This window comes from Bifidobacterium tsurumiense (assembly GCF_000741765.1).
Lineage (GTDB): Bacteria > Actinomycetota > Actinomycetes > Actinomycetales > Bifidobacteriaceae > Bifidobacterium > Bifidobacterium tsurumiense.
Genome location: NZ_JGZU01000009.1, coordinates 38830 through 62345 on the forward strand (window position 1 = coordinate 38830; position 23516 = coordinate 62345).

Here is a 23516-nt window from a genome sequence, read left to right on the forward strand (position 1 = left end):
AACGCTTGCGACTACGTGGTTCGCAGGTGATTTGCACCAATGAAAACAGAAAGGCTACTCGTGGCACAGAGTGCGGTATTCGATGCCCAGGCGGTAAGCGCCGCAGTGAGCGAAGGCATCGAACTCATCGAGAAGGCCTCCAGCATGGAGGCTCTGAAATCTATTAGGACCCGCTATGCAGGAGCGGATTCGGCAATGACGCAAGCCAGCAAGGCCATCGGCGCTTTGCCCGCAGATCAAAAGAAGGATGCAGGCAAGCTCATGGGCAAGTTGCGCGCCGAATTCGGTCGCGCATTTGCAGCCAAGGAAGAGCAGGTCAAGGCAGCCGAAGAAGCAGCGGCATTGGCTGCGCAAACCGTGGATATGACGATGCCGGTGCATCGCAAACCTTTGGGCTCTCGCCATCCTCTTCCGAAATTACTGGAAAATGTCGAAGACTTCTTTATTTCCATGGGTTGGCAGATTTCTGAAGGGCCCGAAGTGGAAAGCGAGTGGTACGACTTTGACGCTTTGAACTTCGGTCCGGATCACCCCGCCCGCCAAATGCAGGACACATTCTATGTCAAAGGAAACCAAGCCAAGGATGCCGCAGGTTTTGTCGGATCAAATATGGTTTTGCGTACGCAGACATCCTCGGATCAGGTTCGTGCTCTGTTGACGCATGGCGTTCCGCTCTATATTGCGTCACCTGGTCGTGTGTTCAGAACTGACGAACTCGATGCCACGCATACCCCCGTATTCCATCAGTGCGAAGCTCTTGCAGTGGACAAGAACCTTACGATGGCTGATTTGAAGGGCGTGCTCGACAAGCTTGCCGTTGCCATGTTCGGCCCGGAAGCCAAGAGCCGCCTGCGCCCGAGTTATTTCCCGTTCACCGAGCCATCCGCCGAGCTGGATTTGTGGTTCCCCGACAAGAAGGGCGGGCCCGGTTGGATTGAATGGGGCGGCTGCGGCATGGTGAACCCCAATGTGCTCAAGTCCGCAGGCTTGGATCCTGAGGAATACACCGGATTCGCATTCGGCGTGGGTATGGAGCGCACATTGCTTTTGCGCCACGATATCAATGACATGCACGACCTGGTCGAAGGTGATGTGCGTTTCAGCAAACAATTTGTGATGGGGGAGTGATAACCCATGCCAATGGTGGATATTGATTGGTTGAAGGACCATGTCGAGGTTCCTGAAGACCTCACATATGAACAGCTTGCCAAGGATCTGGTCAAGGTCGGCCTTGAAGAAGAGGAAATCCATGCCTCCCAGGTCACCGGCTCCATTGTGGTTGGTTATGTGGTCGATGCGACTCCTGAACCGCAGAAGAACGGCAAAATCATCAACTGGTGCCATGTGGATGTCGGCGAGCAATACAACGCAGTCGATGAGGATGGCAATAAGGTCCCGCGAGGCATCATTTGCGGCGCTCCTAATATGGCAGCTGGTGAAAAGGTTGTCGTCACTCTGCCAGGTGCAGTCCTGCCCGGAGATTTCAAGATCGAACCGCGCAAGACCTATGGCCACATCTCCGATGGCATGTGTGCCTCGGAACGCGAGCTTGGCTTGGGAGACAGTCACGATGGCATCATCCTGCTGCGTGAATATGGATTCAGCGAAGCGGAATATGAGGCGTTGAAGCCCGGCGACGATGCCATGCATCTGCTGCATCTTGACCAGCCCTTTTGGAGATTAACATCACTCCTGATCGTGGATATGCCTTCTCATATCGCGGCGTGGCCAGGGGAATATCATCATTCCACAGGCGCTGCGTACACGGATCCGGTTATTGCCTTGAATGAACAGACTCCTGTGGTTACTGGTCTGGAGCCGGGAACTCCCACCGATATTGAGGTGTCGATCGAAGACAATGCCCCGATTCACGGGGTACCTGGATGCGATCGGTATTATGCGCGAGTGATTCGCGGCGTTGATGCTTCGGCACACACGCCCAATGCAATGCGTCGTCGCCTCACACGAGCGGGTATGCGTTCGCTGTCATTGGCTGTGGATGTCACCAACTACGTGATGTTGGATCTTGGTCAGCCGATGCATGCTTTCGATTTGGATAAGCTCGAAGGTCCTATTGTCGTGCGCCGTGCCAATGAGGGTGAGACCCTGACGACCTTGGATGGCAAGGATCATAAGCTTGATCCCGAGGATTTGGTGATCACGGATTCTCCTAATGGCGAGCACGGTTCTCGCATCCTCGCCATAGCGGGCGTTATGGGAGGTTTGTACGGTGAGGTTACCGAAGAGACCACCAATATCCTGCTTGAATCCGCCCATTTTGATCAGGTGACCGTGGCACGTTCCGCCCGTCGCCACAAGATCCCATCCGAAGCTTCGCGTCGATTCGAGCGTGGAGTCGATACCCAATTGCAGCCTGCAGCAGCCCAGATGGCAGTCAATCTTTTGGAACAGCTCGCAGGTGGAACGCCTTCGGAGCATCCGACCGATATCAATATGACTTCGCGCCGACTGCCGATACACTTCAAGGCAAATGAAGTAAGCCGCGTTGCCGGTTTGGATGTCGATGTCAACACAGTCAGCAATATCCTGAGCGATATTGGCTGCACGGTAGCAGGTGGCGGCAATGGCGAGTTCTCGATAACCGCTCCGACATGGCGTCCTGATCTCAATGAGCCTTGTGATCTGGTTGAAGAGATCGCGCGTTTGGTCGGTTATGACGAAATTCCTGTGACGGTTCCTCCGGCACCGGTTCACGGCCATGTCGGGTTGACCCCGGAGCAGGCATATCGTCGTCGTGTGGCTCAGGAGCTCGCTGAATTCGGCATGGATGAGACGCTGAGCTACCCATTCGTTGGCGATGAGGACTTCAAGGCCTTCGGGTACGACAAGGATGAAGTGGCTCCGATAAGCGTTGAGGTTGCCAATCCACTGGCTGGTGATCGCCCGTATCTGCGCCGTTCCATTCTGCTCACCTTGGCACAGACAGTGCAGCGCAATTTGCGTCGTGGTGTGGAAAACGTGAGCCTGTATGAATTGGGACATGTGTATTTGTGGGATCCTCAGGCTCCGGCCATCCCCGCCTTACCGGGTGGAGTACGCCCCACTGATGAGCAGCTCAAGGCCCTTGATGCCGGTCTGCCTGAACAGCCCATGCATGTTGCCGGCATACTCACCGGCTTGGCGGAACAGACCGGATGGCTTGGCGATCAACGTGCCGTGGATTGGAGCGATGCGGTCGAGGCTGTGAATCGCATTGGCGAGCGTCTGGGTGCATCGCTCAAGTTGGACCAGCCACAGTCTGAAAACGTGCCAGTGCAATGGCATCCTGGCCGTGCTGCCAAGGTGCTTTCCGCTGGAGTTGAAGTCGGCATGGTCGGTGAATTGCATCCACGTGTGAACGAGGCCCTTGGGCTTCCTGAACACAGCGCTGCATTTGAGCTCAATCTCTCGGCTTTGTTCTCCACGCTGGACGCGAAGCCTGTGCAGGCAAAGGCCATTTCGACCTTCCCTCTGGTCAGGCAGGATCTCGCATTTACGGCGCCGAAGTCGCTCAGTGCCGAAGCATTGAAGCAGGCCATTGTCGAGGCTTCAGGAGATATGCTCGAGCACATCGAACTCTTCGATGTCTTCGAGGGCGAGCAATTGGGAGAGGCCAACCGTTCACTCGCTTTTGCTGTGACCTTCCGCGCCCAGGACAAGACCTTGGATTCGCAGGATACGGAAGCGATTCGTGCTGCCATTGTGCAGAGGGCGGAAACGTTGGGAGCCACGCTACGCGCCTGATATTCTCGAATCACTGAATATCCGAAGCACATAAGGAGTCCGTATGACGGCTGAACCGCAGCAGGTTGGTAATAGCAACGAGAGCCAGAGCAGTAACGCTCCGGTTCAGCCGCAGTACGGGCAAGTCAAACAGCCGGAATTCGGTCAAATGGCCGCACAGTTCCCCGCTGATTACGATCCGTATGTGTATGGCAAGCCGGAAAGCGAAGACAACGGCCATAAGGACGAGCCGCAGCAGAGTCAGCGTATGACGAATAGTCAGGATGCGCGAGTGCGTCCTTCAGGAATGCGTGATCGGCAGTCCGGGATGGCGCCGCAAGGTTTCGGCGTCATGCATAGGGAGGATTTTGACGATCCTCAGCGCAATCCGCTGTATGGCCGCTGGGATGTCAATGCGGTTCTTGCGCTGGTTATGGCTTTGTTCTCGGTTCCCATTTTGCCCATTATCGTCAGGGCTTTCTCGATGAGGCGTACTCGTATGCTTCATATGAAAGGCTATTGGCTGGCCCTTGCTGCCGTCGTATTGGGTACCATTTCTTTTCTTGTGCGCATATGGCTCATATCCCATGGCATAACGACAGACGAGGTCTATCAATGGCTTATGAATCGTCTTGGCTCAACTGCTTCTGATCCCACGGGTGGTATCTCGGCATAGCTTGACTATGAATGCCGTGAACGACACACCATTTGCATAATTATGCAATGGTCTGCATAACTGTGTATACTCGCCAGTATCTCCTCTTTGGAGTACTGGCGAAAGAAGTTTTATGGCACGTTTTTCGGTCGCGGTGGCAGGTGCTACCGGTTATGCAGGAGGCGAAGCATTACGCCTATTTGTCTCACATCCGGATTTTGAGGTGACCACAGTTGCAGGTCATTCCTCGGTCGGAGATCGACTGGGCAAGCATATGCCGCATATTCCGCAGCTTGCGGATGCAGTCGTTCAAGACACTACGCCTGAAGTGCTCAATGGCCACGATGTTATCGTCCTCGCTCTGCCGCACGGTGCTTCTGGAAAATTGGCGGAACATCTGGATCCTCAGTCAATAGTCGTGGATCTGGGCGCCGATCATCGTCTGGAATGCAGTGAAGACTGGGATGAATATTATGGCGGCGATTTCTACGATCATTGGGTATATGGCATGCCGGAGCTGCTGCTTGGATGGGATGCTGAAGGGGCATACCGTCGTCAACGTGAGCAGTTGCGTGGTGCGCACCGCATAGCGGGTCCTGGATGCAATGTGACCGCAACGACACTGGCCATGCAGCCGGCGTTGTCAGCCGGCCTGGTTACTGGAGATGTGGTCGTCGATCTCGCCGTTGGCTATTCCGGTGCGGGCAAGAACCTCTCCAAGCCCTCATTGCTGGCGGCGCAGGCATTCGGTTCGGCGAGCCCGTATTCCGTGGGCGGCAAGCATAGGCACATTCCTGAGGTGCTGCAGAATTTTGCACATGCAGCAGGATTTGATGCATCTGAAGCCTCTCGTTTCACCCTTGGTTTCACGCCGATACTGGTTCCTATGTCGCGAGGAATACTTGCTGTCGTTTCAGCTCCTTTGAGCGACAAGGCGATGGGTATGGATGATGCTGCAATTCGCGATATTTGGCGTGGTGTCTACCAAGACGAATCGTTTATCGTCATGCTGCCAGAAGGAACGATGCCAGCAACGGCTGATGTTCTGGGCTCCAATGCGGCGCATATCCAGGTGGCCGTTGATAGGCATGCCAACAGATTGTACGCTTTTGCGGCCATTGATAATTTGAATCGTGGCACGGCGGGTCAGGCGATCCAATCATTGAATATCGCATTGGGGCTTCCGGAAGACGCAGGATTAAGCAAGATAGGAGTGGCACCGTGAGTGTGACGTATGCACAAGGATTCAGCGCGGCTGGTGTGGTCGCAGGAGTTTCTTCGGTGGCGGGCAAAAAGGATATGGCCGTAGTGGTCAATGAAGGTCCGCTTGATGCCTGTGCCGGGGTGTTCACCTCGAACCGTTTCTGCGCAGCCCCAGTGCAGTGGTCGAGGTCTGTTGTCGCTGATGGGCATATCACGGCTGTTGTGCTGAACTCAGGTTGCGCCAATGCGTGTACAGGAACAGAAGGCTTTGAGCAATCGAAGGCAAGTGCTGAAGAAGTTGCCAAAGAGCTTGGAATTCAGTCTCAACAGGTCGCAGTATGCTCCACGGGTCTCATCGGTGAATTGCTGCCTCTTGATCGTGTGCTCTCTGGTGCCAAGGAGGCTTTGCGGCAAAGACAATCGGATGAGCAGTCCGGCATTGATGCGTCTGAAGCCATCATGACAACGGACACTCAGCCGAAAACCGTTCAGCTGGACGGAAAAGGGTATCGCGTTGGCGGCATGGTCAAGGGCTCGGGCATGATCGCCCCTCAATTGGCCACTATGATTTGCGTGATTACCACGGATGCAGTGGTGAGCGCGGGGGCCTTGCAGGCGGCATTGAACTCGGCTGTGGACATGTCCTTCAACCGCATTGACGTTGATGGCTGCATGTCCACCAATGATACGGTTCTGCTGCTGGCATCAGGAGCTTCCGGAGTCGAGCCGGATCCGGATGAATTCAATGCATTGGTCTCACAAGCCTGCGCGCAGCTTGCTCGGAAGATCATCGGTGACGGTGAGGGCTCGAGCCATGACATCCGCATCGTGGTGAAAGGCGCTGAACATGAGGATGCCGCTTTGGCTTGCGCTCGTTCCGTTGCTGCATCAAATCTGCTCAAATGTGCAATCTATGGCAATGATCCGAACTGGGGTCGAGTGGTCAGCTCTTTGGGCGTTGTTCCCGAAGATATTGCGCAATACCGTCCGGAAGATGTCGATGTCGTCATCAATGGCGTCAAAGTGTGCGATGGTGGAAAGCCCGGTCAGGACAGAAGCCTGGTCAATATGAGCGCTCGCGAAGTGCATATTGATATTGATTTGCATATAGGCAAAGCCGAGACAACGGTGTGGACCGATGATCTCACCCATGATTATGTCCATATCAATGCCGATTACGAATCGTAATTCCAGTCCTCATTCAGGTGGGCACACGAAGATGTCGTTCGATGGTTATCGCATACAGGAAGGATAACAAGTGGCAGAGCTGAAAGGGCCGGGGTATCACTTCGACGTGCATGCCGATTTACGGGCCGATCAGAAGGCGGAGGTATTGATCGAGGCCCTTCCGTGGCTAGAAGAGTTCGCTGGTCAGCGCATTGTCGTCAAATACGGCGGCAATGCCATGGTGGACGAGCATTTGAAGCAGTGTTTTGCAGAGGACATGGTATTTCTGCGTCAAGTGGGCATGCATCCGATTGTGGTTCATGGCGGTGGGCCGCAGATTTCCCATATGTTGAAGGCCTTGGGAATCAAGTCCGAGTTCAAGGGCGGATTGCGGGTGACCACTCCGGAGGCCATGGATGTCGTTCGCATGGTGCTGACAGGAAAAGTGTCCAGGGAATTGGTGGGGCTTATCAACGCCCATGGGCATTTTGCGGTCGGATTGTCAGGAGAAGACGGCAGGCTCCTCACCGCAATGCAGAGAAAGCCGGTGATCAATGGCACTCCGACCGACATCGGATTGGTCGGTGACGTGGTCAGCGTCGATGCTTCGGCGGTCGAGGATCTCATATCTGCCGGTCGCATCCCGGTCGTTTCCTCAGTGGCCCCGAATGAAGACGATCCGACCGAAGTACTCAATGTGAATGCGGATTCTGCGGCGGCCGCACTGGCATGTGCGCTGGGCGCACGCAAGCTGGTGATACTCACCGATGTGGACGGCTTATATGCACATTGGCCTGATCGCAATTCCCTTGTCGGATCGATCGGAGTGGATACTCTGCGCGACATGCTGCCGGATCTGGAATCCGGCATGAGACCCAAAATGGAAGCGTGTGCCCGAGCCGTCGAAGGAGGGGTTTCCAAAGCCCATATCATCGATGGCAGAAAGCCTCACTCCATACTGAATGAGATATTTACAACAAACGGCATCGGAACCATGGTGGTACCGGACGAAGGCATTGAAATGAGGAGCACCTATGGCCACTAATACCCAGCACGGTTTGGGCGCGCAGGATGAAGCGCTGCTTAAGCGCTATTCACAAGTGCATATGAATGTGTTTGGTACGCCTCTGCGTGTTATGGACCATGGCCAAGGTTGCCGACTGTGGGACGTTGATGGCAATGTATACTTGGATTTCTTGGCAGGGATAGCAGTCAACGCTTTGGGCTACGCGCATCCCGCATGGGTCAAGGCGGTCCAGGAACAGGCCGCTTCCATGGCGCATGTCAGTAATTACTTCGCCACGAAGACGCAGATCGAATTGGCTGCAAAACTTGTCGAGCTCAGCGGTGCGCCTGCTGGTTCGCATGTGTATTTCGGTAATTCGGGTGCAGAAGGCAATGAGGCGGCGTTGAAGTTGGCCAAATTGTATGGTCGCACGCTGCCGGGATCCACGACGATGTTCGGGGGGAAACCCGCCCGAATTATCGCGCTTACACATGGATTCCATGGCCGGACATTAGGTGCGCTGAGCGCCACGTGGAAGCCGGTTATTCGTAAGCCATATGAACCATTGCTGCCAGGGGTTGACTTCGTTGAAGTGGGCGATGTCAACGCATTGCGCGACGAATTCTGCATGACGGGATCTGGCCCATATGCCAAGGGGCCGGTTGCCGCAGTCATCATGGAACTCATCCAAGGCGAAGCGGGAGTGCGTCCAGTGGGCGCCGACTTTGTCAAGGCTGCTCGTGCGCTCTGTGACGAGCACAAAGCATTGCTCATAATCGATGAAGTGCAAACCGGAATAGGGCGTACCGGCACTTGGTTTGCATTCCAGAACGAAGAGCTTTCCGGAGGCGTCGTTCCTGACATGATCACCTTCGCCAAGGGTGTTGCTTCAGGATTCCCCATGGGAGGCATGATCGCTTTCGGGGACAAGCTTTCCAAACTGTTTACGCCGGGTTCGCATGGATCCACATTTGCCGGCAATCCGCTTGGTGCATCGGCGGCAATGGCGACACTCGAAACCATCGAGAGAGACCATGTTCTTGACAATGTTCGGAGGCGTGGCGAGCAGTTGCGTGCAGGCGTGATGTCAGGCGGTAATCCGCTGTTCACAGGTGTTCGTGGCGCTGGATTGCTCAATGCCATCCAACTGCAGCATCCTTGTGCTCATGCCGCAATGGAATGGGCTTTGGAACATGGTCTGATCGTCAATGCCGTGGCGCCTGATGCATTGCGTCTGGCTCCTCCTCTGATCGTCACCGAGGCTGAAGTCAATGAAGCGCTCTCGATTTTGAACCAAATACCTTGCGAATTGCCAGATGACTGATTGAGCCCATTGGATGTTCATCAGGAAGGCATTCAGTAACGGATAACAATGCCATTGGCGAAGACGATTGGCATGAATCAGAAAGGAAAAGAGATGACGGAACGACTGCGGCATATGCTGCGCGATGATGATATCAACCATGAAGAGCAGAAGCAGATCCTGTCATTGGGCATGCATTTTAGGAAGATCGGTTCTATCACCGTCCCTTTGAAGGGCCACAGGCGGTTGCTGTGCTCTTTGATAAGCCAAGCACCCGCACGCGCTCGAGCTTCTCGGTCGGTGTGGCTGAATTGGGTGGCTATCCTTTGGTCATCGACAAGTCCGGCTCCCAGCTTGGCCGTGGCGAACCGGTTGCAGATACCACACGGGTGCTGACCCGTATGACTTCGGTTCTGGTGTGGCGCACATTCGGCCAGGAACGCATTGAGGAAATGGCGCAATATGCCACCGTTCCTGTGGTGAACGCACTAACAGACAGCTTCCATCCTTGTCAGGTTTTGGCTGATTTCCTCACGATTGCACAAATGCGTGGGGGAGTTGATGCGCTCGAGGGCATGACCATTGCCTATGTTGGCGATGGTGCGAATAATATGGCCAATTCGTATTTGCTTGCTGGTGCTACCGCTGGTATGCATGTGCGAATTGCAGGCCCGAATGGTTTCCTCCCTGCCGCCAATATCGTGGAAGATGCCAAACGAATCGCTGCGGCAAATGGTGGTTCGATTGTTGTGACCACTGATGCGCGTAAGGCAGTTGCCGATGCGGATTGCGTGTTCACTGATACATGGGTGTCAATGGGCGAAGAGGCGGAATATGCCATACGTTCCAAGCCATTCTGGCCGTATCAGGTCAATGATGAACTCATGTCATTGGCCAAGCCCGATGCATTGTTCCAGCATTGCTTGCCGGCATATCGCGGCAAAGAGGTGACTTCTTCGGTTATCGACGGTCCTCAATCAGTGGTGTGGGATGAAGCCGAGAACCGCCTGCATGCGCAGAAAGCTTTGCTCACCTGGCTTATTGGTTGGCAGCGTGAAGACGAAAGCCTGATGCGTTGATGAGCGAATCGGTTCCATCCCTCCAACGTCCTGCCAGTCGCGCTGCACGTCTCAGCGCGATTGAGCAGGCGCTTGCAAACCATATCATCACTTCGCAGTCGCAGCTTTCTCAGATATTGGCGGATGAGGGCATTGAGGTCACCCAAGCCACCCTGAGCCGCGACCTGGATGAAATGCATGCCACCAAGACGAGATTGCAAGACGGATCCACCGCATACGTGGTTGCTGATCAGCCACAGCCTCAAATTCAGCCAGCAAGCCTGTCAACAGCCAAGGTGGAACAGCAGATGTCCCGTGTGCTTTCCGGTTTGGTGACTTCTGTGGCTGCGGCTCGCAATTTGATGGTCGTGCACACGCCTTCAGGCGCCGCTCAATATGTTGCCAGCGTGCTTGACAAGCAGCCTATGGAGGATGTTTTGGGGACCATAGCCGGTGATGACACGGTCATGGTGGTCTGCGTTGATGATGAATCTGCAACCCAGCGTACGCAATGGCTTTTGGAGATAGCTTCGACCGGTCAAAGTGCTACTGCGTAAAGGCGACGCACCGATAGTGTATATATATGCAGGGTGTTGTATATTCTAGTGCATACCATGTTATGAAAGGGTCGTGATGAGCGATAAGAATCGTATTGTTCTGGCATATTCCGGAGGTTTGGATACTTCGGTGGCAATTCCGTTCCTAAAGGAACGCACCGGTAAGGACGTCGTTGCCGTGTCTCTTGATGTCGGCCAGGGTGGGGAAAGCCTGGAAACCATCAAGCAGCGCGCCTTGGATTGCGGCGCCGTTGAGGCGTATGTCGTTGATGCGCGCGAAGAATTTGCCGATGAGTACTGCATGCTGGCGCTGAAGGCCAATGCGATGTACGAAGGCGTGTATCCTTTGGTCTCCGCACTTTCTCGTCCTTTGATCACCAAGCATCTGGTCCGTGCCGCCCACCAGTTCGGAGCCGATACCATCTCTCATGGTTGCACAGGCAAGGGCAATGATCAGGTTCGTTTTGAGGTTTCCATCCAGTCGATCGATCCGACGTTGAAGGCTATCAGCCCGATCCGTGATCTTTCGCTGACCCGCGATGTGGAAATCCAGTTCGCCAAGGACCACCAGCTGCCGATCGTGCAGACTGAAAAGAGCCCATATTCCATTGATCAGAATGTTTGGGGCCGCGCAATCGAAACCGGCTTCCTTGAGGATCCGTGGAATGCGCCGACCAAGGATTGCTACGCATACACCGATGATCCTGCATTCCCACCGGTTGAGGATGAAGTGGTTATTGAGTTCAAGCAGGGCATTCCCGTGAAGATCGACGGTCGTGACGTTACTCCTCTGCAGGCCATTGAGGAGATGAATCGCCGTGCCGGCGCCCAGGGCATTGGCCGCATTGATTTGATTGAGGACCGTCTGGTCGGCATCAAGTCCAGGGAGCTGTATGAGGCTCCTGGTGCAGTCGCACTGATCACAGCGCACCAAGAGCTGGAAAACAGCTGCCTCGAACGTGAACAGCACCGCATCAAGCGCGATATCGACAAGCGTTGGGGTGAGCTGGTGTACGATGCCCAGTGGTTCTCTCCGGCAGTGCGTTCGCTCAATGCCTTCATTGAGGAAACGCAGCGTTATGTTTCCGGTGAGATTCGCATGACCATGCATGGCGGTCGAGCAGTGGTCACCGGTCGCCGCTCTGACACTTCGCTATATGACTACAATCTGGCCACATATGATTCCGGTGACAGCTTCGATCAGAACGCATCCGTCGGATTCATCGAGATCTACGGCCTGCCGAGCAAGGTGGCTGCAGCTCGCGATGTGAAATTCGGCAATGGAATCGAAGTGCCTGAAAACACCGTCAAATAAGTTACGGTCATGAGTGCCGGCGGGTTCACATCACATCCCGCCGGCACTTGTCATATCCATTCCGCAAGGAGTTGGAAGTCCGAATTGTCGCATCGCTCATGCACTATCCAAGGTAGATGCGAATTACTTGAATCGAAGCGAGGAATCCCGTTATGAGTGAACAGCAGCAAGAAGAAACATCCATTGCCTTGTGGGGAGGACGATTCTCGTCGGGCCCTTCACCTGAATTGGCTCGATTGAGTAAATCAACCCAATTCGATTGGCGACTTGCGGATGATGATATCGCAGGTTCCCGTGCCCATGCCCGTGCACTTGGCCGAGCCGGGCTGCTCACAGCCGAAGAACTTGATCGCATGGAGTCCGCTCTCGATGAGTTGCAACGCCGGGTCGACAGCGGGGCATTCGTGCCGATCGAAGGCGATGAAGACGAAGCCACAGCTCTGGAACGCGGGCTCTTGGAAATAGCCGGGGATGAACTCGGTGGAAAGCTCAGGGCAGGGCGTTCGCGTAACGACCAGATTGCAGCGCTGATCCGCATGTGGTTGCGTCGCCATGCGCGCACTATCGCAGCGGCGACTTTGGATGTTGCAGCGGCCCTTGTAGAACAGGCAGAAGCGGCGGGGCATGCCGTCATGCCGGGTCGCACGCATATGCAACATGCACAGCCTGTATTGCTGGCTCATCAACTCATGGCTCATTTCTGGCCTTTGATGAGGGATGTCAGCAGACTCGCCGACTGGGACGTTCGCGCCGATGCCAGCCCGTACGGTTCGGGTGCCCTTGCCGGCAATACTTTGGGACTTGATCCGGACGCAGTGGGAAGGGAACTCGGATTCAGCCGTGTTACGAGCAACTCCATTGATGGAACATCGAGTCGAGATGTGGTTGCCGAATTCTCATTCATCGCTGCCATGATCGGCGTGGACATCTCTCGCCTGAGCGAAGAAATCATTATCTGGAATACTCAGGAATTTGCTTTCGTCACCTTGGATGACGCATACTCCACGGGTTCCTCGATCATGCCGCAAAAGAAGAATCCTGATATCGCAGAGCTTGCACGCGGCAAGGCGGGTCGTCTTATCGGTGATCTCAGCGGCTTGATGGCCACCTTGAAAGGTCTGCCGACGGCATACGCCCGCGATCTTCAGGAAGACAAAGAAGCCGTATTCGATCAGGTGGATGCTCTCGAAGTGCTCCTGCCTGCATTCAGCGGCATGGTGCGCACCATGACATTCGATACTGAGCGCATGGAAAAGGAAGCGCCTACCGGATTCGCGCTTGCCACCGATATTGCAGAGTGGCTGGTACGCAATGCAGTGCCATTCCGCCATGCACATGAACTCTCCGGAGCCTGTGTGAAGTTGGCGGAACAGCGTGGCCAGGAATTGTGGGATTTGAGCGATGCGGATTTCGCCAACATCTTCCACGATTTCCTTGATGCGCAAACCGCGGCAGGCGTGCGTGAAGTGCTGTCCACAGAAGGTTCAGTGAACGCCCGAAACGGCAAAGGCGGAACCTCGCCCGCTCGTGTGCGCGAGCAGATCATCACGGCAAAGGGCAAAATGGCCAAAATGGGTGAATTCGTGCGCAGCATAAGCGATGGTGCGGCATACAAAGCCCCCGAATCGTTGTAATTCACCGGAGTCGCCGATGCTGATAGCATTGCACTGCAGGAAAGGGGAGATATGAAGCTGTATTCATATGGTTATCTCACCAATCAAAGTGCCATAAACAATGGCATACAAATCGCCATGACTGCGGTTATGGTGCTTCTGCTGTGTGCTTCGCTTTTCAGATTGTACAAAACCCATGGCGAGGTGAAATATCGCGAATTGTCCTTGATTCTCATAGTCGGACTCCTCATTATGGGATTCATCAAATTCGATGAATTCCAGCAGGAGACAGCGAAGGAGAGCAGATTCGCGAACGCTGCTCAAGTGGTCGAATCGGTTGCCAAAAAGCTTGAGGTAGACACCGACAAGGTGTATATCAGCAGTGCTTCTTCATTGGATGGCACGCTTATTGCAGTGGACAACCATTATTACCGCATTGTCGCATCAGATAACAGCGATGACGGCTACGTCCTGGAATCCATCACCTTGAAGAACCCTGATATCGAGCTTGTGGAGGCGCAATAATGGTCAACTTGTCATATCTTGACATCGCAATAAAGCTTGCATTGGGTCTTTTGTCATTGGTATTCGTCATCAACGTCTCCGGCAAAGGCAATCTTGCGCCATCCTCGGCAACCGATCAGGTCCAGAATTATGTGTTGGGCGGTATCGTCGGCGGTGTGATTTACAGCACCTCGGTCACCATAGTGCAATACATCATCATTTTGCTTATCTGGCTGGGTCTGGTGTTGTTACTCAAATGGGCGAAATCGAGCAGTTCTGTCGTCAAACGGATTATGGATGGCGAGCCGGTAATTTTGATTCAACGAGGCGATCTTGATGTGGAAGCATGTCGTCATGCCGGGTTAACCGCACAGGAAGTGGCCTTTAAACTGCGTTCGCAAGGTGTCTACAGTATCCGCGAGGTGAAAAGGGCTGTTTTGGAGCAGAACGGTCAGCTCATCATCGTGAAGGCCGGTGAAGAAAATCCCAAATATCCTGTGATCACGGATGGCAGTATCCAGACCAATGTTCTGGAAATGGTTGAGCACGATGAGGAATGGCTGACTGCAAGGCTGAAGGATATGGGATATGACAATATCTCGGATATCTTCCTCGCGGAATATGACCACGGCAATCTAACCGTGGTGACCTACTGACATCATCAGCCTGATGCCTGTTGACCAGCGCGAAACGGCTGGTGAAATGCACAATAAGAATGTGAGCTTCCTCTCGTTATGAAGTTGCGAGGATGATGCCGTAAATCTAATATCAAGCTGCGCATCCAGGCTGTGACGTCGTGATGTTCTCACATCAAGAAACGGTATTATTGCAAGGTTTAACGCCATGCATAGAGAGATGTGCATAGGTGCATGTTCAACACCTAACGTCAAGATATCTTCTTTGTTGCATACAGGGAAATCACAGGTTTTGCTCTGTTATTGTGATGAATGAGGTTCATAATCTGAAGACACATGGATGAGGTCGTCTCATGGGTCATCGGGTTCGGTGGCTGGGGCGGCAACAACCGGATCAAGGAGTAAATGATGGAACAGAATAAAACCTCATTTGAATTGTTGAATGATCCATTTTTGAACAAGGGGACTGCGTTCACTCTCGATGAACGTGAACGGTACGGATTGGTTGGGTTGCTTCCTCCATATGTTCAGACCTTGGAAGAACAAGTCAAGCAGGCGTATCTCAACTATCAGGGGCAGCATGATGATGTGGCTCGACGTCATTATCTGATGAATCTGTTCAGCCGCAATCGCACACTGTTCTACGCTCTATTCGCCGACCACGTCGCTGAATTCATGCCAGTGGTGTATGACCCTGTTATCGCCCAGGATATCAAGCGGTATAGCGAGTTTTACATCGAACCGCAGAACGCGGTGTTCCTTGATGCCACCAGGCCGCAAGACATTGAATCCGCACTGAAGCTGGGCGCGGACGGACGCGATATCGATATCATTGTGGTCACCGACGCCGAAGGTATTCTTGGCATTGGTGACTGGGGAACCAATGGCGTGGAAATCTCTGTCGGCAAGCTTATGGTCTACACCGCCGCAGCCGGCATTGATCCGGCCCGCGTCCTGCCTGTTGTCATCGACGCCGGCACGAACCGCCAATCCTTGCTGGACGATCCGATGTATCTGGGAACTCGTCACACCCGTATTGATGACGACACCTATTATTCCTTCCTCGACAAGTTCGTTCAGGAAGCTGAACGTCAATTCCCGAATCTCTACCTGCATTTCGAAGACTTCGGTCGCTCACATGCCGCAGTGCTGCTGGATAAGTACGCTGACACATATCCAGTCTTCAATGATGACATCGAAGGAACCGGAATCATTACACTGGCCGGTATCTTGGGAGCGCTGAACATTACAGGAGGCAAGCTGCTGGATCAGCGGTATCTGTGCTTCGGCGCCGGCACCGCAGGATGCGGCATTGCTGAGCGTGTGTATCAGGAAATGGTTGACAACGGTCTGAGTGAGGAAGAGGCACGTTCGCACTTCTACCTCATCGATAAGCAGGGACTGCTCTTCGACGACATGAGTGACCTGACCGAAAAGCAACGTCCTTTTGCTCGCAAGCGCAGTGAATTCGCCAATGCGGACAAGCTGACCACCTTGCAGGCCGTGGTCGACGAGATTCATCCGACCATTATGGTGGGAACCTCAACGATGTCTGGAGCATTTACCGAAGATGTGGTGCGTAGCATGGCGGCCCATTGCGAACGCCCGATGATCTTCCCTCTGTCCAACCCAACGGAGTTGGCGGAGGCCAAGGCCAAGGACCTTATTGAATGGACTGATGGCAAGGCATTGGTCGCTACCGGCATTCCTTCGGAACCAATCGAATACAAGGGTGTCAGCTATGAAATCGGCCAGGCCAACAATGCCTTGATCTATCCGGGACTCGGTTTGGGTGTCATTGCAGCACATTCCCGACTGCTCACGGATACCATGATCTCGCAGGCAGCGCACTCACTGGGTGGCATTGTTGATGCTTCGAAGCCGGGCGCCGCCGTGTTGCCTCCAGTTTCCAAGCTGACCGAATTCTCGCATACCGTCGCTATGGCAGTTGCGAAGCAAGCCATCAAGGAAGGACTCAACCGAGTCGATATTCCGGATGTCGAAGAGGCCGTGCGCAGCCATACATGGACACCTCGATATGATGACTAGTTCAATGTGTTGTGACTAATTGAGATGCCGCGATAATCCGAGTTGAGCCCGGAGCGTCGCGGCATCGTCATGCCAGTGTGACAAATATCTGCTTGCCTGACGTATCACTGCGTTCCCTGATGAGATAACTCGCAGCTATCAGCAAACATTTTCAATACGGCAATAAGTCTATGGCGACGATGCCTTTCATATGTCTTAACTCATACATCTTCTTATGCGCCATCATGTGACACTGCAGAGCCGTTGTCGAAAGGCACGCAAGTGTCTCCCTCTGCTGAGAAACTTAATAGGCTTGAATGCATGTTGATATTACACAATTTGATAGGGAGATAGTACTGATGGCTCACGTCACCAATTTCAAGGAAGCAGGGTTCGATTCCCTCTTCGATGAGTTGCAATGGCGCGGGTTGATTTCCCAGTCCACGGACCAGGAACAACTCGCAGCGGCATTGGATGGAGAGCCAATCACATATTATTGCGGTTTCGACCCGACCGCAGCATCCCTGCATATAGGCAATCTTGTTCAGTTGATTAATATGCGTCATCTCCAGGCCGCAGGTCATCATCCGATCGCTTTGGTCGGTGGCGCCACCGGTTTGATCGGGGATCCTCGTCAATCCGGCGAACGCACGTTGAATCCGAAGGAAGTCGTATCCCAGTGGGCACAGCGACTGAAATCCCAGATCGGGCGCATTCTCGAGACTTCAGGAGAAAATCCCGTCCAATTCGTAAGCAATTACGAATGGACTGCGGATATGTCGGTTATCGATTTCCTGCGTGATGTCGGCAAGAATTTCCGGTTGGGCACGATGCTGGCAAAGGACACCGTTGCGCGTCGCCTGAATTCGGAAGAGGGCATTTCCTTTACTGAGTTCAGCTATCAGGTGTTGCAAGGCAATGATTTCCTACACTTGTTTGACGCATACAACTGCACGCTTCAATTGGGTGGTTCGGATCAGTGGGGCAATCTCACTTCGGGACTTGATCTGATTCGCAAGGTGCGTGGCGCAACCGTCAATGTCTTCACGAGCCCCATCATCACTGATAGCCAAGGCAAGAAGTTCGGCAAGTCCGAGGGCAATGCGATGTGGATCGATCCCACCATGCTCAGCCCATACAAGTTCTACCAGTTCTGGTTCAATCAGCCCGATGGGGAAGTGGAGAAGCTGCTGCGTGCTTTCACATTCCTCCCCAAAGCTGAAATTGAGCGACTTGCACAGGAGGTTCAGAACAACCCTGGTGCTCGAGAGGCGCAGCGCACTTTGGCATGGGAAGTGACCAGTTTCGTGCATGGAGAGCAGGCGACTCAACAGGCCATCGATGCAGCCGCGGCATTATTCGGACGTGGTGCGGAACTTGCAAGCATCGATGAGAGCACATTGGAAGCGGCGCTTGATGGTTTGAAGATCGCTGACGAAAACGGTGACAAGCAATTTGCCGCTGGTGCAGTCGGTGAGCGCGTCACCGAAGCCGGCGTCAATGCAGGATTGTTCAAGTCCATTTCCGAAGCACGCAAGACCATAGCTTCCGGTGGTGTGTACCTGAATAATCAACGTGTTGAAGATGCGGAACGAACCATGGAAGAGGCGGATTTCCTGCAGGGACGATTTGCTGTGATCCGTCGAGGCAAGAAGGCTCTGGGCGTTGTGGAGCGCCATCAGTAATTCCATATCCATAGTGGACTAGGCAATATCAAACTCACAGACGGAGCCTGATGCATCATGGCGCGTTCTCGCAAGGAACGGGATGGTGTAGGACAGTGCTCATGAGATAAGCACATATGCGGTAACCCCGTGATTGTAGAAAAGGAATAAGGCATGGCAGAGGAACGGCGCACATCGCGCGGATCATACGGTGCACACCGTGGCAATAACGGCGGAAACCGTCGTGGCAAGTCATTCGGCGGTCATTCAGGCCGTGGAGGATCTTCGTTTGGCGGAAGGCGTGGATCGGACTTCCGCAAATCCCGTTATCAGTCGGATGGCGAGGGCAGAAGGGATCGCAATCCTCGTCGTGACGGCGAAAGGAATGAATGCGACGAACGTCGTTCATATGACCGCGGATACGGACAGGGACGTGGTGAGCGTTCCGGCTTCCACGGTGGTCGTGACGGGAACCCGCGCTATCGTTCCGGCGGTCAGCGCCACGATTACCGTGACTCCGGTCGTCATGACAATGGTGACCGCCGCGAATTCCAGCGTGATGGTGAACGCTCGGGCTTCCGCAAAGATGGTGAGCGCAGGTCGGATTTCAAGCGTGGTGGCGACCGTCGCGATTTCCGTGGAAACGGACGAGGCTTCCGCAAAGATGGTGACCGCCGCAATTGGCGGGACGGTGATAATCGTCGTGGCGGTTTCCGCTCCGATCGCGGTCGTGACGATTCGCGTGGTGGAGAGGGTCGTGACTTCCGCAATAACGACCAGCGTCGTGACTTCCGTCGTGATGGTGAGTCCCGTGGTTTCAAGGATGGCGGAGACCGTCGTGGATTCCGCGGACGTGATGGTGAGCGTCGAGAAGGCGGCAATGGTCGTTTCGGTGGGGATCGTCGCCGCAACGGGGATCGCCGTTTCAATGACAGGCGTCAAGGCGGTAACTACCGTCGCGATGACAAGAAGTTTGATCGTCGCGACGACCATCGTGATTTCCGCCGTGACGGAGAGCATCGTGGGGGACGTCGTGATGACGATCGCCGCGATTTTAGAAGAGACGGCGAGCGTCGTGATTTCAAGGATCAGGCACGACGCAACTCCGATGGAACGATTTCATTCCCTTCGCAGAACCCGTACACTCACCGTCGCGAAGGCGAGCCAAAGATGCCGAAGGGCATGGAATGGTCGATGCTTTCCACTGAGGAGCGCGAGCGCCTGCGTGGTCTCTCCAAAGAGCATGCAGAGAATATAGGTTTGCATATTCTTGCGGCGTATTCCTTGGAAGAGCAGGATCCACAGGGAGCATTGGCACACGCCAAATGGGTTGCCAAGCAGGCATCTCGTATAGATTTCGCCCGTGAAACCCTAGCGTTCATCGCATATCGTCAAGGTGATTACAAACTTGCTCTGCGTGAACTGCGTACCGCATATCGCATGAACGGATATCTGGACTATCTTCCATTCATCGCCGACTGCGAGCGTGGTCTGGGCAATCCGAAGAAGGCCATTGAAATCGGATCTTCGGATGACGCCAAGCAGCTGCGCGGCGAAGCCAAGGTGGAAATGTTCCTGGTATACGCGGGTGCTTTGGCTGATATGAAGCTGTGGGACAAGGCCATTGATCTGGTGCATACTGTGGCACGTTCCAAGGGCCTTGCGGGTGCTTACCGCATGCGTGCCATACAGGCGGAGCAGTATTTCCTCGAAGAGGCGGGCCGTGGTGAGGAAGCGGTCGAGCTTGATCAGCTTCTCGACAAGCTTGAACTGCAGTACGCCGATGCCGATGAAGACGAAACCGATGAAAATGTGGTTATCGATTATGATCTCGCCAATCTGAGCGAGGATCTTCTTGAAGAGGCCGGCATCACCGAGGACGATGCACAGTATGCTCCGGATGACTTCGGAATGGAGGAATCTGACGACATCGAGGATTCCGATGAGTCGGATGAAACCGACGACTCTGCAGAAGATGCCGAGGTTCCTGAGGCTATCCGCGCACAGGTTCAGGGCGAAGACGTGCCCGATGAGAGCGAATCCTCCGATGATGAGGAAACGCTGCCTGCCCGTGAAACCGAAGCGGGTGCCGATGCTGAAGAAGACCCGGTTGTGACCGCCGATGATTCCGAGGCGACCGAGGACGAATCGGAGCAGTCTGATGAAGGCTCCGATCAAGACGAAACCGAAAACGAATAGGAGTAGTTGCATATGCCAGGACTGCAAGGGTCTGCCGAGCCTTTAAGCTCGGCGTACCAGTTGGCCTTGTTAGATCTGGATGGGGTGGTGTATCGAGGAAAGAACCCTATTGATCATGCCGTCGAAAGTATCCGCGAAGCGGAAAGGATCGGCATGACCATCGAATACACCACCAATAATTCATCACGCTTTCCCAATGTGGTGGCGGGGCAATTGCAAGGATTCGGTCTGGACGTCGAGGACTGGCAGGTTATCACCTCATCCATAGTGGCTGCACGTATGGTGGCGCGAAGCGTACCTCAGGCTCGAAGGGTTCTGGTGTTAGGCGCTGAGCATCTTCGCCATGAAGTGGAGTCTCGTAGGGGGTTGGTTGTGGTTGATGATGCAGCGGCTGAACCGCAAGCGGTTATCCAAGGCTGGTATCCGGACATGTCGTGGAATCAGATGGCGCAGGTCGCCTTCGCCGTGGAACGTGGCGCCACCTATTTCGTGACCAACAGGGATCTGACCATTCCACGCGAATTGGGCATAGCACCGGGTTGCGGCTCCATGATTCAGGCCGTGATCAACGCGACCGGGGTGGAACCAGTCGCATCGGCGGGAAAACCAGAATCGGCGATGTATGACGAAGCCCGCTTGTTGGCGGCACATGACGGTGCAGAGGCGGTGGCCAAGGAATTATGCCTTGCCATAGGCGACCGTTTGGACACGGATATCGAAGCCGGCAACCGTGGTGGATATGATTCCTTGGCAGTGTTGACTGGTGTTACCAATCCTGCGGAATTGATGAGGGCCCCGGAGCATCTGCGTCCAAGCTATATTGTTGCCGATTTGCGTGGTCTCAACCAGGCTCAGCCGCAGCCTAAGCAGCTTGAACGCAATCGCTGGTCATGTGCAGATGCGCAGGCTTGGATTGACGAAGATGCGATTGTGGTCACTGATGAGCAGGATATCAACGCCTTGCGGGCCGCATGCTCATTGACATGGGCCATGCAGGATCGCGGCGAGGCGGATACCTTGCCGGCAATGCGTTTGCCTGAGTTCGCTACGCTATGAACATGGACGATATGTTCTCACCTACCGAGAAAGATATTGACCGCAACAGCCAAGCCGCAGAGCAAGAACATGGGGATGCGGCTTGGCAAGCGCTTGATGCGGATATCGCTCAACGCTTGTCTCAAATCACTCAGGAAAGCGAGGATGGCAGAATCGCGTTGTATCGCGAAACCTTGGACTCCCTGCGTGCATCACTCGATGAGGATTCGGAGCGATAGGGCGTGAAGAGCATGCAAACGAATCCGTATGTTTTCAATGGTGCTCATGGGGATCCAATCCAGAAAGACGGAATAGGGCGCCAATGCAATACGGCAGAAACCGTTCGTCTTGATGTGCTTGTGGTTCAGCGCCAGTTCGTAGACACACGTACCAAAGCCCAGCGGTTGATATCCGAAGGCAATATCTCAGTGGATGGCAAGGTCATCACCAAACCGTCCACAAAGGTGAGTCCTCTCGCGCATATCGTCGTGGACAAAGGGGAAGACTACGTTTCCCGCGGCGCTTATAAACTGCTGGGAGCGTTGCAATCCTTCACGCAGCATGGCTTGCCGAATATACACGGTTTGCGTGCCCTAGATATCGGAGCTTCTACAGGAGGCTTCAGCGATGTGCTCCTCAGGCATGGAGCAAGCCATGTGCTGGCCTTGGATGTCGGTCATGGGCAACTTGATTCACGCATCTCACAAGACTCTCGTGTTACTGAAATGAGCGGGGTCAATATTCGCGATGTTCAGTCGCATGACCTGCCATATCGACCCGAGCTGATCGTTTCGGACGTATCCTTCATATCCCTGCGTTTGGTGTTGCCGGTGGTAGCGCGCATAGCAAACTATCCCTCGCATATCATCATGCTTATCAAACCGCAGTTCGAAGTCGGCAAAGGGCATCTCGGAAAAAACGGCGTCGTGGATGATGCCAACCTTCGCCAACAGGCGGTTGACGATGTGCTTCAATGCGCACAGGAATGTGGTATGCAGATACGTGCGGTTATCGATTCGCCCATAGCGGGTATGCATGGCAATGCGGAATATCTGATGTATGCCTATCTGGCCTGATGCGGCGGAGAGGTGCCATGATTGCGCATGATGACCGCAGATGAGATATCGCTGGTGAGGCGATCGCGGTATCGCACATATTCGATCAGACACTCGTCGGACAATGTAATGGAATCGGCATCCATGCTTCGACAACGCAGCTGATGCACATTGACTTGGGCGGCGACCACTGTGTCGATAACGCTACGCTTGGCATAATGTGGCATGCCGTGCCGGTGCAATAATGTGCTTTGCAAGGTGGAAAGCGTCAGCTGTTCCGTATGCACCGAGCAAGCGACGATATGCCCTGTGATATCAATGCTTGTGGCATCGATGCATCGCGGCTTGCTCACCATGCCGGAAACCTTGAGCGAGTGGGTGCGGATATTGCCTTTGACCGCGATGTCACCTGTAAAATCAAGGCTTTCACACTCGATGTCCCCATGGACCATAATGCTCCCATAGCCGCTCAGAAGGCGCACATGCAAATTACCGGTGCAAATGACACGCCCGGAAGAACACGCAAGTACTTCACCATGGCAATCCTTGGTCCGCAGCAGGCTATCGGTGGAAAGCTTGCCGAAACTCACATGAGATCCCAAACGATGAGGGCCGTGTAGAACCAGAGAATCGTAGGCTCCGGCATACACTATTCCTCCAGCGGATTTGAGATTCATCATGATGGCCCCCGCTCCCAGCTACGCCCCTTGAGTAGCCGAACTTCGTTGTTGAGGCTATATTGCCGGAAAAATCCATCCGCCACACCAGAAAACTCAATATATGTTGTTTTTGACTA

At 54.1% G+C, this 23516-nt stretch carries 19 protein-coding genes and 1 pseudogene; 19 read left to right on the top strand and 1 reads right to left on the bottom strand.

Annotation, left to right across the window (positions count from 1 at the left end; genetic code table 11):
- Positions 1–60 precede the first annotated feature (60 nt).
- From pheS to BITS_RS04490, 19 genes and pseudogenes are all read left to right on the top strand, one after another.
- A complete protein-coding gene (gene pheS, locus BITS_RS04400; protein ID WP_026641945.1) occupies positions 61–1128 on the top strand; it encodes a phenylalanine--tRNA ligase subunit alpha in 1068 nt (355 codons plus the stop codon).
- Between the two features lie 6 nt (positions 1129–1134).
- Complete coding sequence (gene pheT / locus BITS_RS04405; RefSeq protein WP_238556548.1) at positions 1135–3744, top strand: phenylalanine--tRNA ligase subunit beta; 2610 nt, start codon at positions 1135–1137, stop codon at positions 3742–3744.
- A 43-nt stretch (positions 3745–3787) separates the two neighbouring features.
- On the top strand, positions 3788–4399 hold the full coding sequence (locus BITS_RS04410; RefSeq protein WP_026641943.1) for a DUF4190 domain-containing protein: 612 nt from the start codon (positions 3788–3790) through the stop codon (positions 4397–4399).
- 112 nt (positions 4400–4511) lie between these two features.
- A complete protein-coding gene (argC, locus tag BITS_RS04415; RefSeq protein ID WP_026641942.1) occupies positions 4512–5603 on the top strand; it encodes an N-acetyl-gamma-glutamyl-phosphate reductase in 1092 nt (363 codons plus the stop codon).
- Entirely contained in the window at positions 5600–6769 is a 1170-nt protein-coding gene (gene argJ, locus BITS_RS04420; protein WP_026641941.1) for a bifunctional glutamate N-acetyltransferase/amino-acid acetyltransferase ArgJ, read from the top strand. Before argC ends, argJ begins: the two co-directional genes overlap by 4 nt.
- 70 nt (positions 6770–6839) lie before the next feature.
- Positions 6840–7793, top strand: coding sequence for an acetylglutamate kinase (gene argB, locus BITS_RS04425; RefSeq protein WP_034533724.1), 954 nt, complete (start codon positions 6840–6842; stop codon positions 7791–7793).
- Positions 7783–9078 carry an acetylornithine transaminase gene (locus BITS_RS04430; RefSeq protein ID WP_026641939.1) on the top strand — a complete coding sequence of 432 codons (1296 nt, stop codon included), beginning with the start codon at positions 7783–7785 and terminating at the stop codon, positions 9076–9078. Before argB ends, BITS_RS04430 begins: the two co-directional genes overlap by 11 nt.
- Before the next feature lie 93 nt (positions 9079–9171).
- A pseudogene (gene argF / locus BITS_RS04435) lies at positions 9172–10136 on the top strand (ornithine carbamoyltransferase).
- Positions 10136–10672 (top strand): arginine repressor, encoded by a 537-nt coding sequence (gene argR / locus BITS_RS04440; protein ID WP_026641937.1) that lies wholly within the window; start codon positions 10136–10138, stop codon positions 10670–10672. The pseudogene argF and the gene argR overlap by 1 nt, the downstream one beginning before the upstream one ends.
- 76 nt (positions 10673–10748) lie before the next feature.
- Positions 10749–11987, top strand: coding sequence for an argininosuccinate synthase (locus tag BITS_RS04445; RefSeq protein ID WP_026641936.1), 1239 nt, complete (start codon positions 10749–10751; stop codon positions 11985–11987).
- A 152-nt stretch (positions 11988–12139) separates the two neighbouring features.
- Positions 12140–13621: an argininosuccinate lyase gene (gene argH, locus BITS_RS04450; RefSeq protein WP_026641935.1), complete on the top strand. Its 1482-nt coding sequence runs from the start codon at positions 12140–12142 to the stop codon at positions 13619–13621.
- Positions 13622–13672: 51 nt separating this feature from the next.
- Complete coding sequence (locus BITS_RS04455; RefSeq protein ID WP_026641934.1) at positions 13673–14125, top strand: DUF3290 family protein; 453 nt, start codon at positions 13673–13675, stop codon at positions 14123–14125.
- Complete coding sequence (locus tag BITS_RS04460; RefSeq protein ID WP_034533720.1) at positions 14125–14760, top strand: DUF421 domain-containing protein; 636 nt, start codon at positions 14125–14127, stop codon at positions 14758–14760. The genes BITS_RS04455 and BITS_RS04460 overlap by 1 nt, the downstream gene beginning before the upstream one ends.
- A 384-nt stretch (positions 14761–15144) precedes the next feature.
- Complete coding sequence (locus BITS_RS04465; RefSeq protein ID WP_238556549.1) at positions 15145–16788, top strand: malolactic enzyme; 1644 nt, start codon at positions 15145–15147, stop codon at positions 16786–16788.
- Positions 16789–17126: 338 nt separating this feature from the next.
- On the top strand, positions 17127–18452 hold the full coding sequence (gene tyrS, locus BITS_RS04470) for a tyrosine--tRNA ligase (RefSeq protein ID WP_026641931.1): 1326 nt from the start codon (positions 17127–17129) through the stop codon (positions 18450–18452).
- A 153-nt stretch (positions 18453–18605) separates the two neighbouring features.
- Positions 18606–20630 carry a hypothetical protein gene (locus BITS_RS04475; protein ID WP_051264328.1) on the top strand — a complete coding sequence of 675 codons (2025 nt, stop codon included), beginning with the start codon at positions 18606–18608 and terminating at the stop codon, positions 20628–20630.
- Between the two features lie 12 nt (positions 20631–20642).
- The gene (locus tag BITS_RS04480; RefSeq protein WP_044259498.1) at positions 20643–21686 is read left to right on the top strand and encodes an HAD-IIA family hydrolase; all 1044 of its coding nucleotides are present in this window, start codon (positions 20643–20645) and stop codon (positions 21684–21686) included.
- A 2-nt stretch (positions 21687–21688) separates the two neighbouring features.
- Positions 21689–21904 (top strand): hypothetical protein, encoded by a 216-nt coding sequence (locus tag BITS_RS04485; RefSeq protein WP_044259500.1) that lies wholly within the window; start codon positions 21689–21691, stop codon positions 21902–21904.
- Positions 21905–21916: 12 nt separating this feature from the next.
- Positions 21917–22741 carry a TlyA family RNA methyltransferase gene (locus BITS_RS04490; RefSeq protein ID WP_081890981.1) on the top strand — a complete coding sequence of 275 codons (825 nt, stop codon included), beginning with the start codon at positions 21917–21919 and terminating at the stop codon, positions 22739–22741.
- Here BITS_RS04490 and BITS_RS04495 read toward each other — a convergent pair.
- Complete coding sequence (locus tag BITS_RS04495; protein WP_044259502.1) at positions 22729–23400, bottom strand: hypothetical protein; 672 nt, start codon at positions 23398–23400, stop codon at positions 22729–22731. The two genes, BITS_RS04490 and BITS_RS04495, sit on opposite strands and share 13 nt — an antisense overlap.
- Positions 23401–23516 lie beyond the last annotated feature (116 nt).

Excerpts from the sequence above, each read along its gene's own strand:
- pheT (WP_238556548.1), top strand. The coding sequence starts at position 1,135 with ATGCCAATGGTGGATATTGATTGGTTGAAGGACCATGTCGAGGTTCCT.
- BITS_RS04410 (WP_026641943.1), top strand. The coding sequence starts at position 3,788 with ATGACGGCTGAACCGCAGCAGGTTGGTAATAGCAACGAGAGCCAGAGC.
- argC (WP_026641942.1), top strand. The coding sequence starts at position 4,512 with ATGGCACGTTTTTCGGTCGCGGTGGCAGGTGCTACCGGTTATGCAGGA.
- BITS_RS04430 (WP_026641939.1), top strand. The coding sequence starts at position 7,783 with ATGGCCACTAATACCCAGCACGGTTTGGGCGCGCAGGATGAAGCGCTG.
- argR (WP_026641937.1), top strand. The coding sequence starts at position 10,136 with ATGAGCGAATCGGTTCCATCCCTCCAACGTCCTGCCAGTCGCGCTGCA.
- BITS_RS04445 (WP_026641936.1), top strand. The coding sequence starts at position 10,749 with ATGAGCGATAAGAATCGTATTGTTCTGGCATATTCCGGAGGTTTGGAT.
- argH (WP_026641935.1), top strand. The coding sequence starts at position 12,140 with ATGAGTGAACAGCAGCAAGAAGAAACATCCATTGCCTTGTGGGGAGGA.
- BITS_RS04455 (WP_026641934.1), top strand. The coding sequence starts at position 13,673 with ATGAAGCTGTATTCATATGGTTATCTCACCAATCAAAGTGCCATAAAC.
- BITS_RS04460 (WP_034533720.1), top strand. The coding sequence starts at position 14,125 with ATGGTCAACTTGTCATATCTTGACATCGCAATAAAGCTTGCATTGGGT.
- BITS_RS04465 (WP_238556549.1), top strand. The coding sequence starts at position 15,145 with ATGATGGAACAGAATAAAACCTCATTTGAATTGTTGAATGATCCATTT.
- tyrS (WP_026641931.1), top strand. The coding sequence starts at position 17,127 with ATGGCTCACGTCACCAATTTCAAGGAAGCAGGGTTCGATTCCCTCTTC.
- BITS_RS04475 (WP_051264328.1), top strand. The coding sequence starts at position 18,606 with ATGGCAGAGGAACGGCGCACATCGCGCGGATCATACGGTGCACACCGT.
- BITS_RS04480 (WP_044259498.1), top strand. The coding sequence starts at position 20,643 with ATGCCAGGACTGCAAGGGTCTGCCGAGCCTTTAAGCTCGGCGTACCAG.
- BITS_RS04485 (WP_044259500.1), top strand. The coding sequence starts at position 21,689 with ATGGACGATATGTTCTCACCTACCGAGAAAGATATTGACCGCAACAGC.
- BITS_RS04490 (WP_081890981.1), top strand. The coding sequence starts at position 21,917 with ATGCAAACGAATCCGTATGTTTTCAATGGTGCTCATGGGGATCCAATC.
- BITS_RS04495 (WP_044259502.1), bottom strand. The coding sequence starts at position 23,400 with ATGATGAATCTCAAATCCGCTGGAGGAATAGTGTATGCCGGAGCCTAC.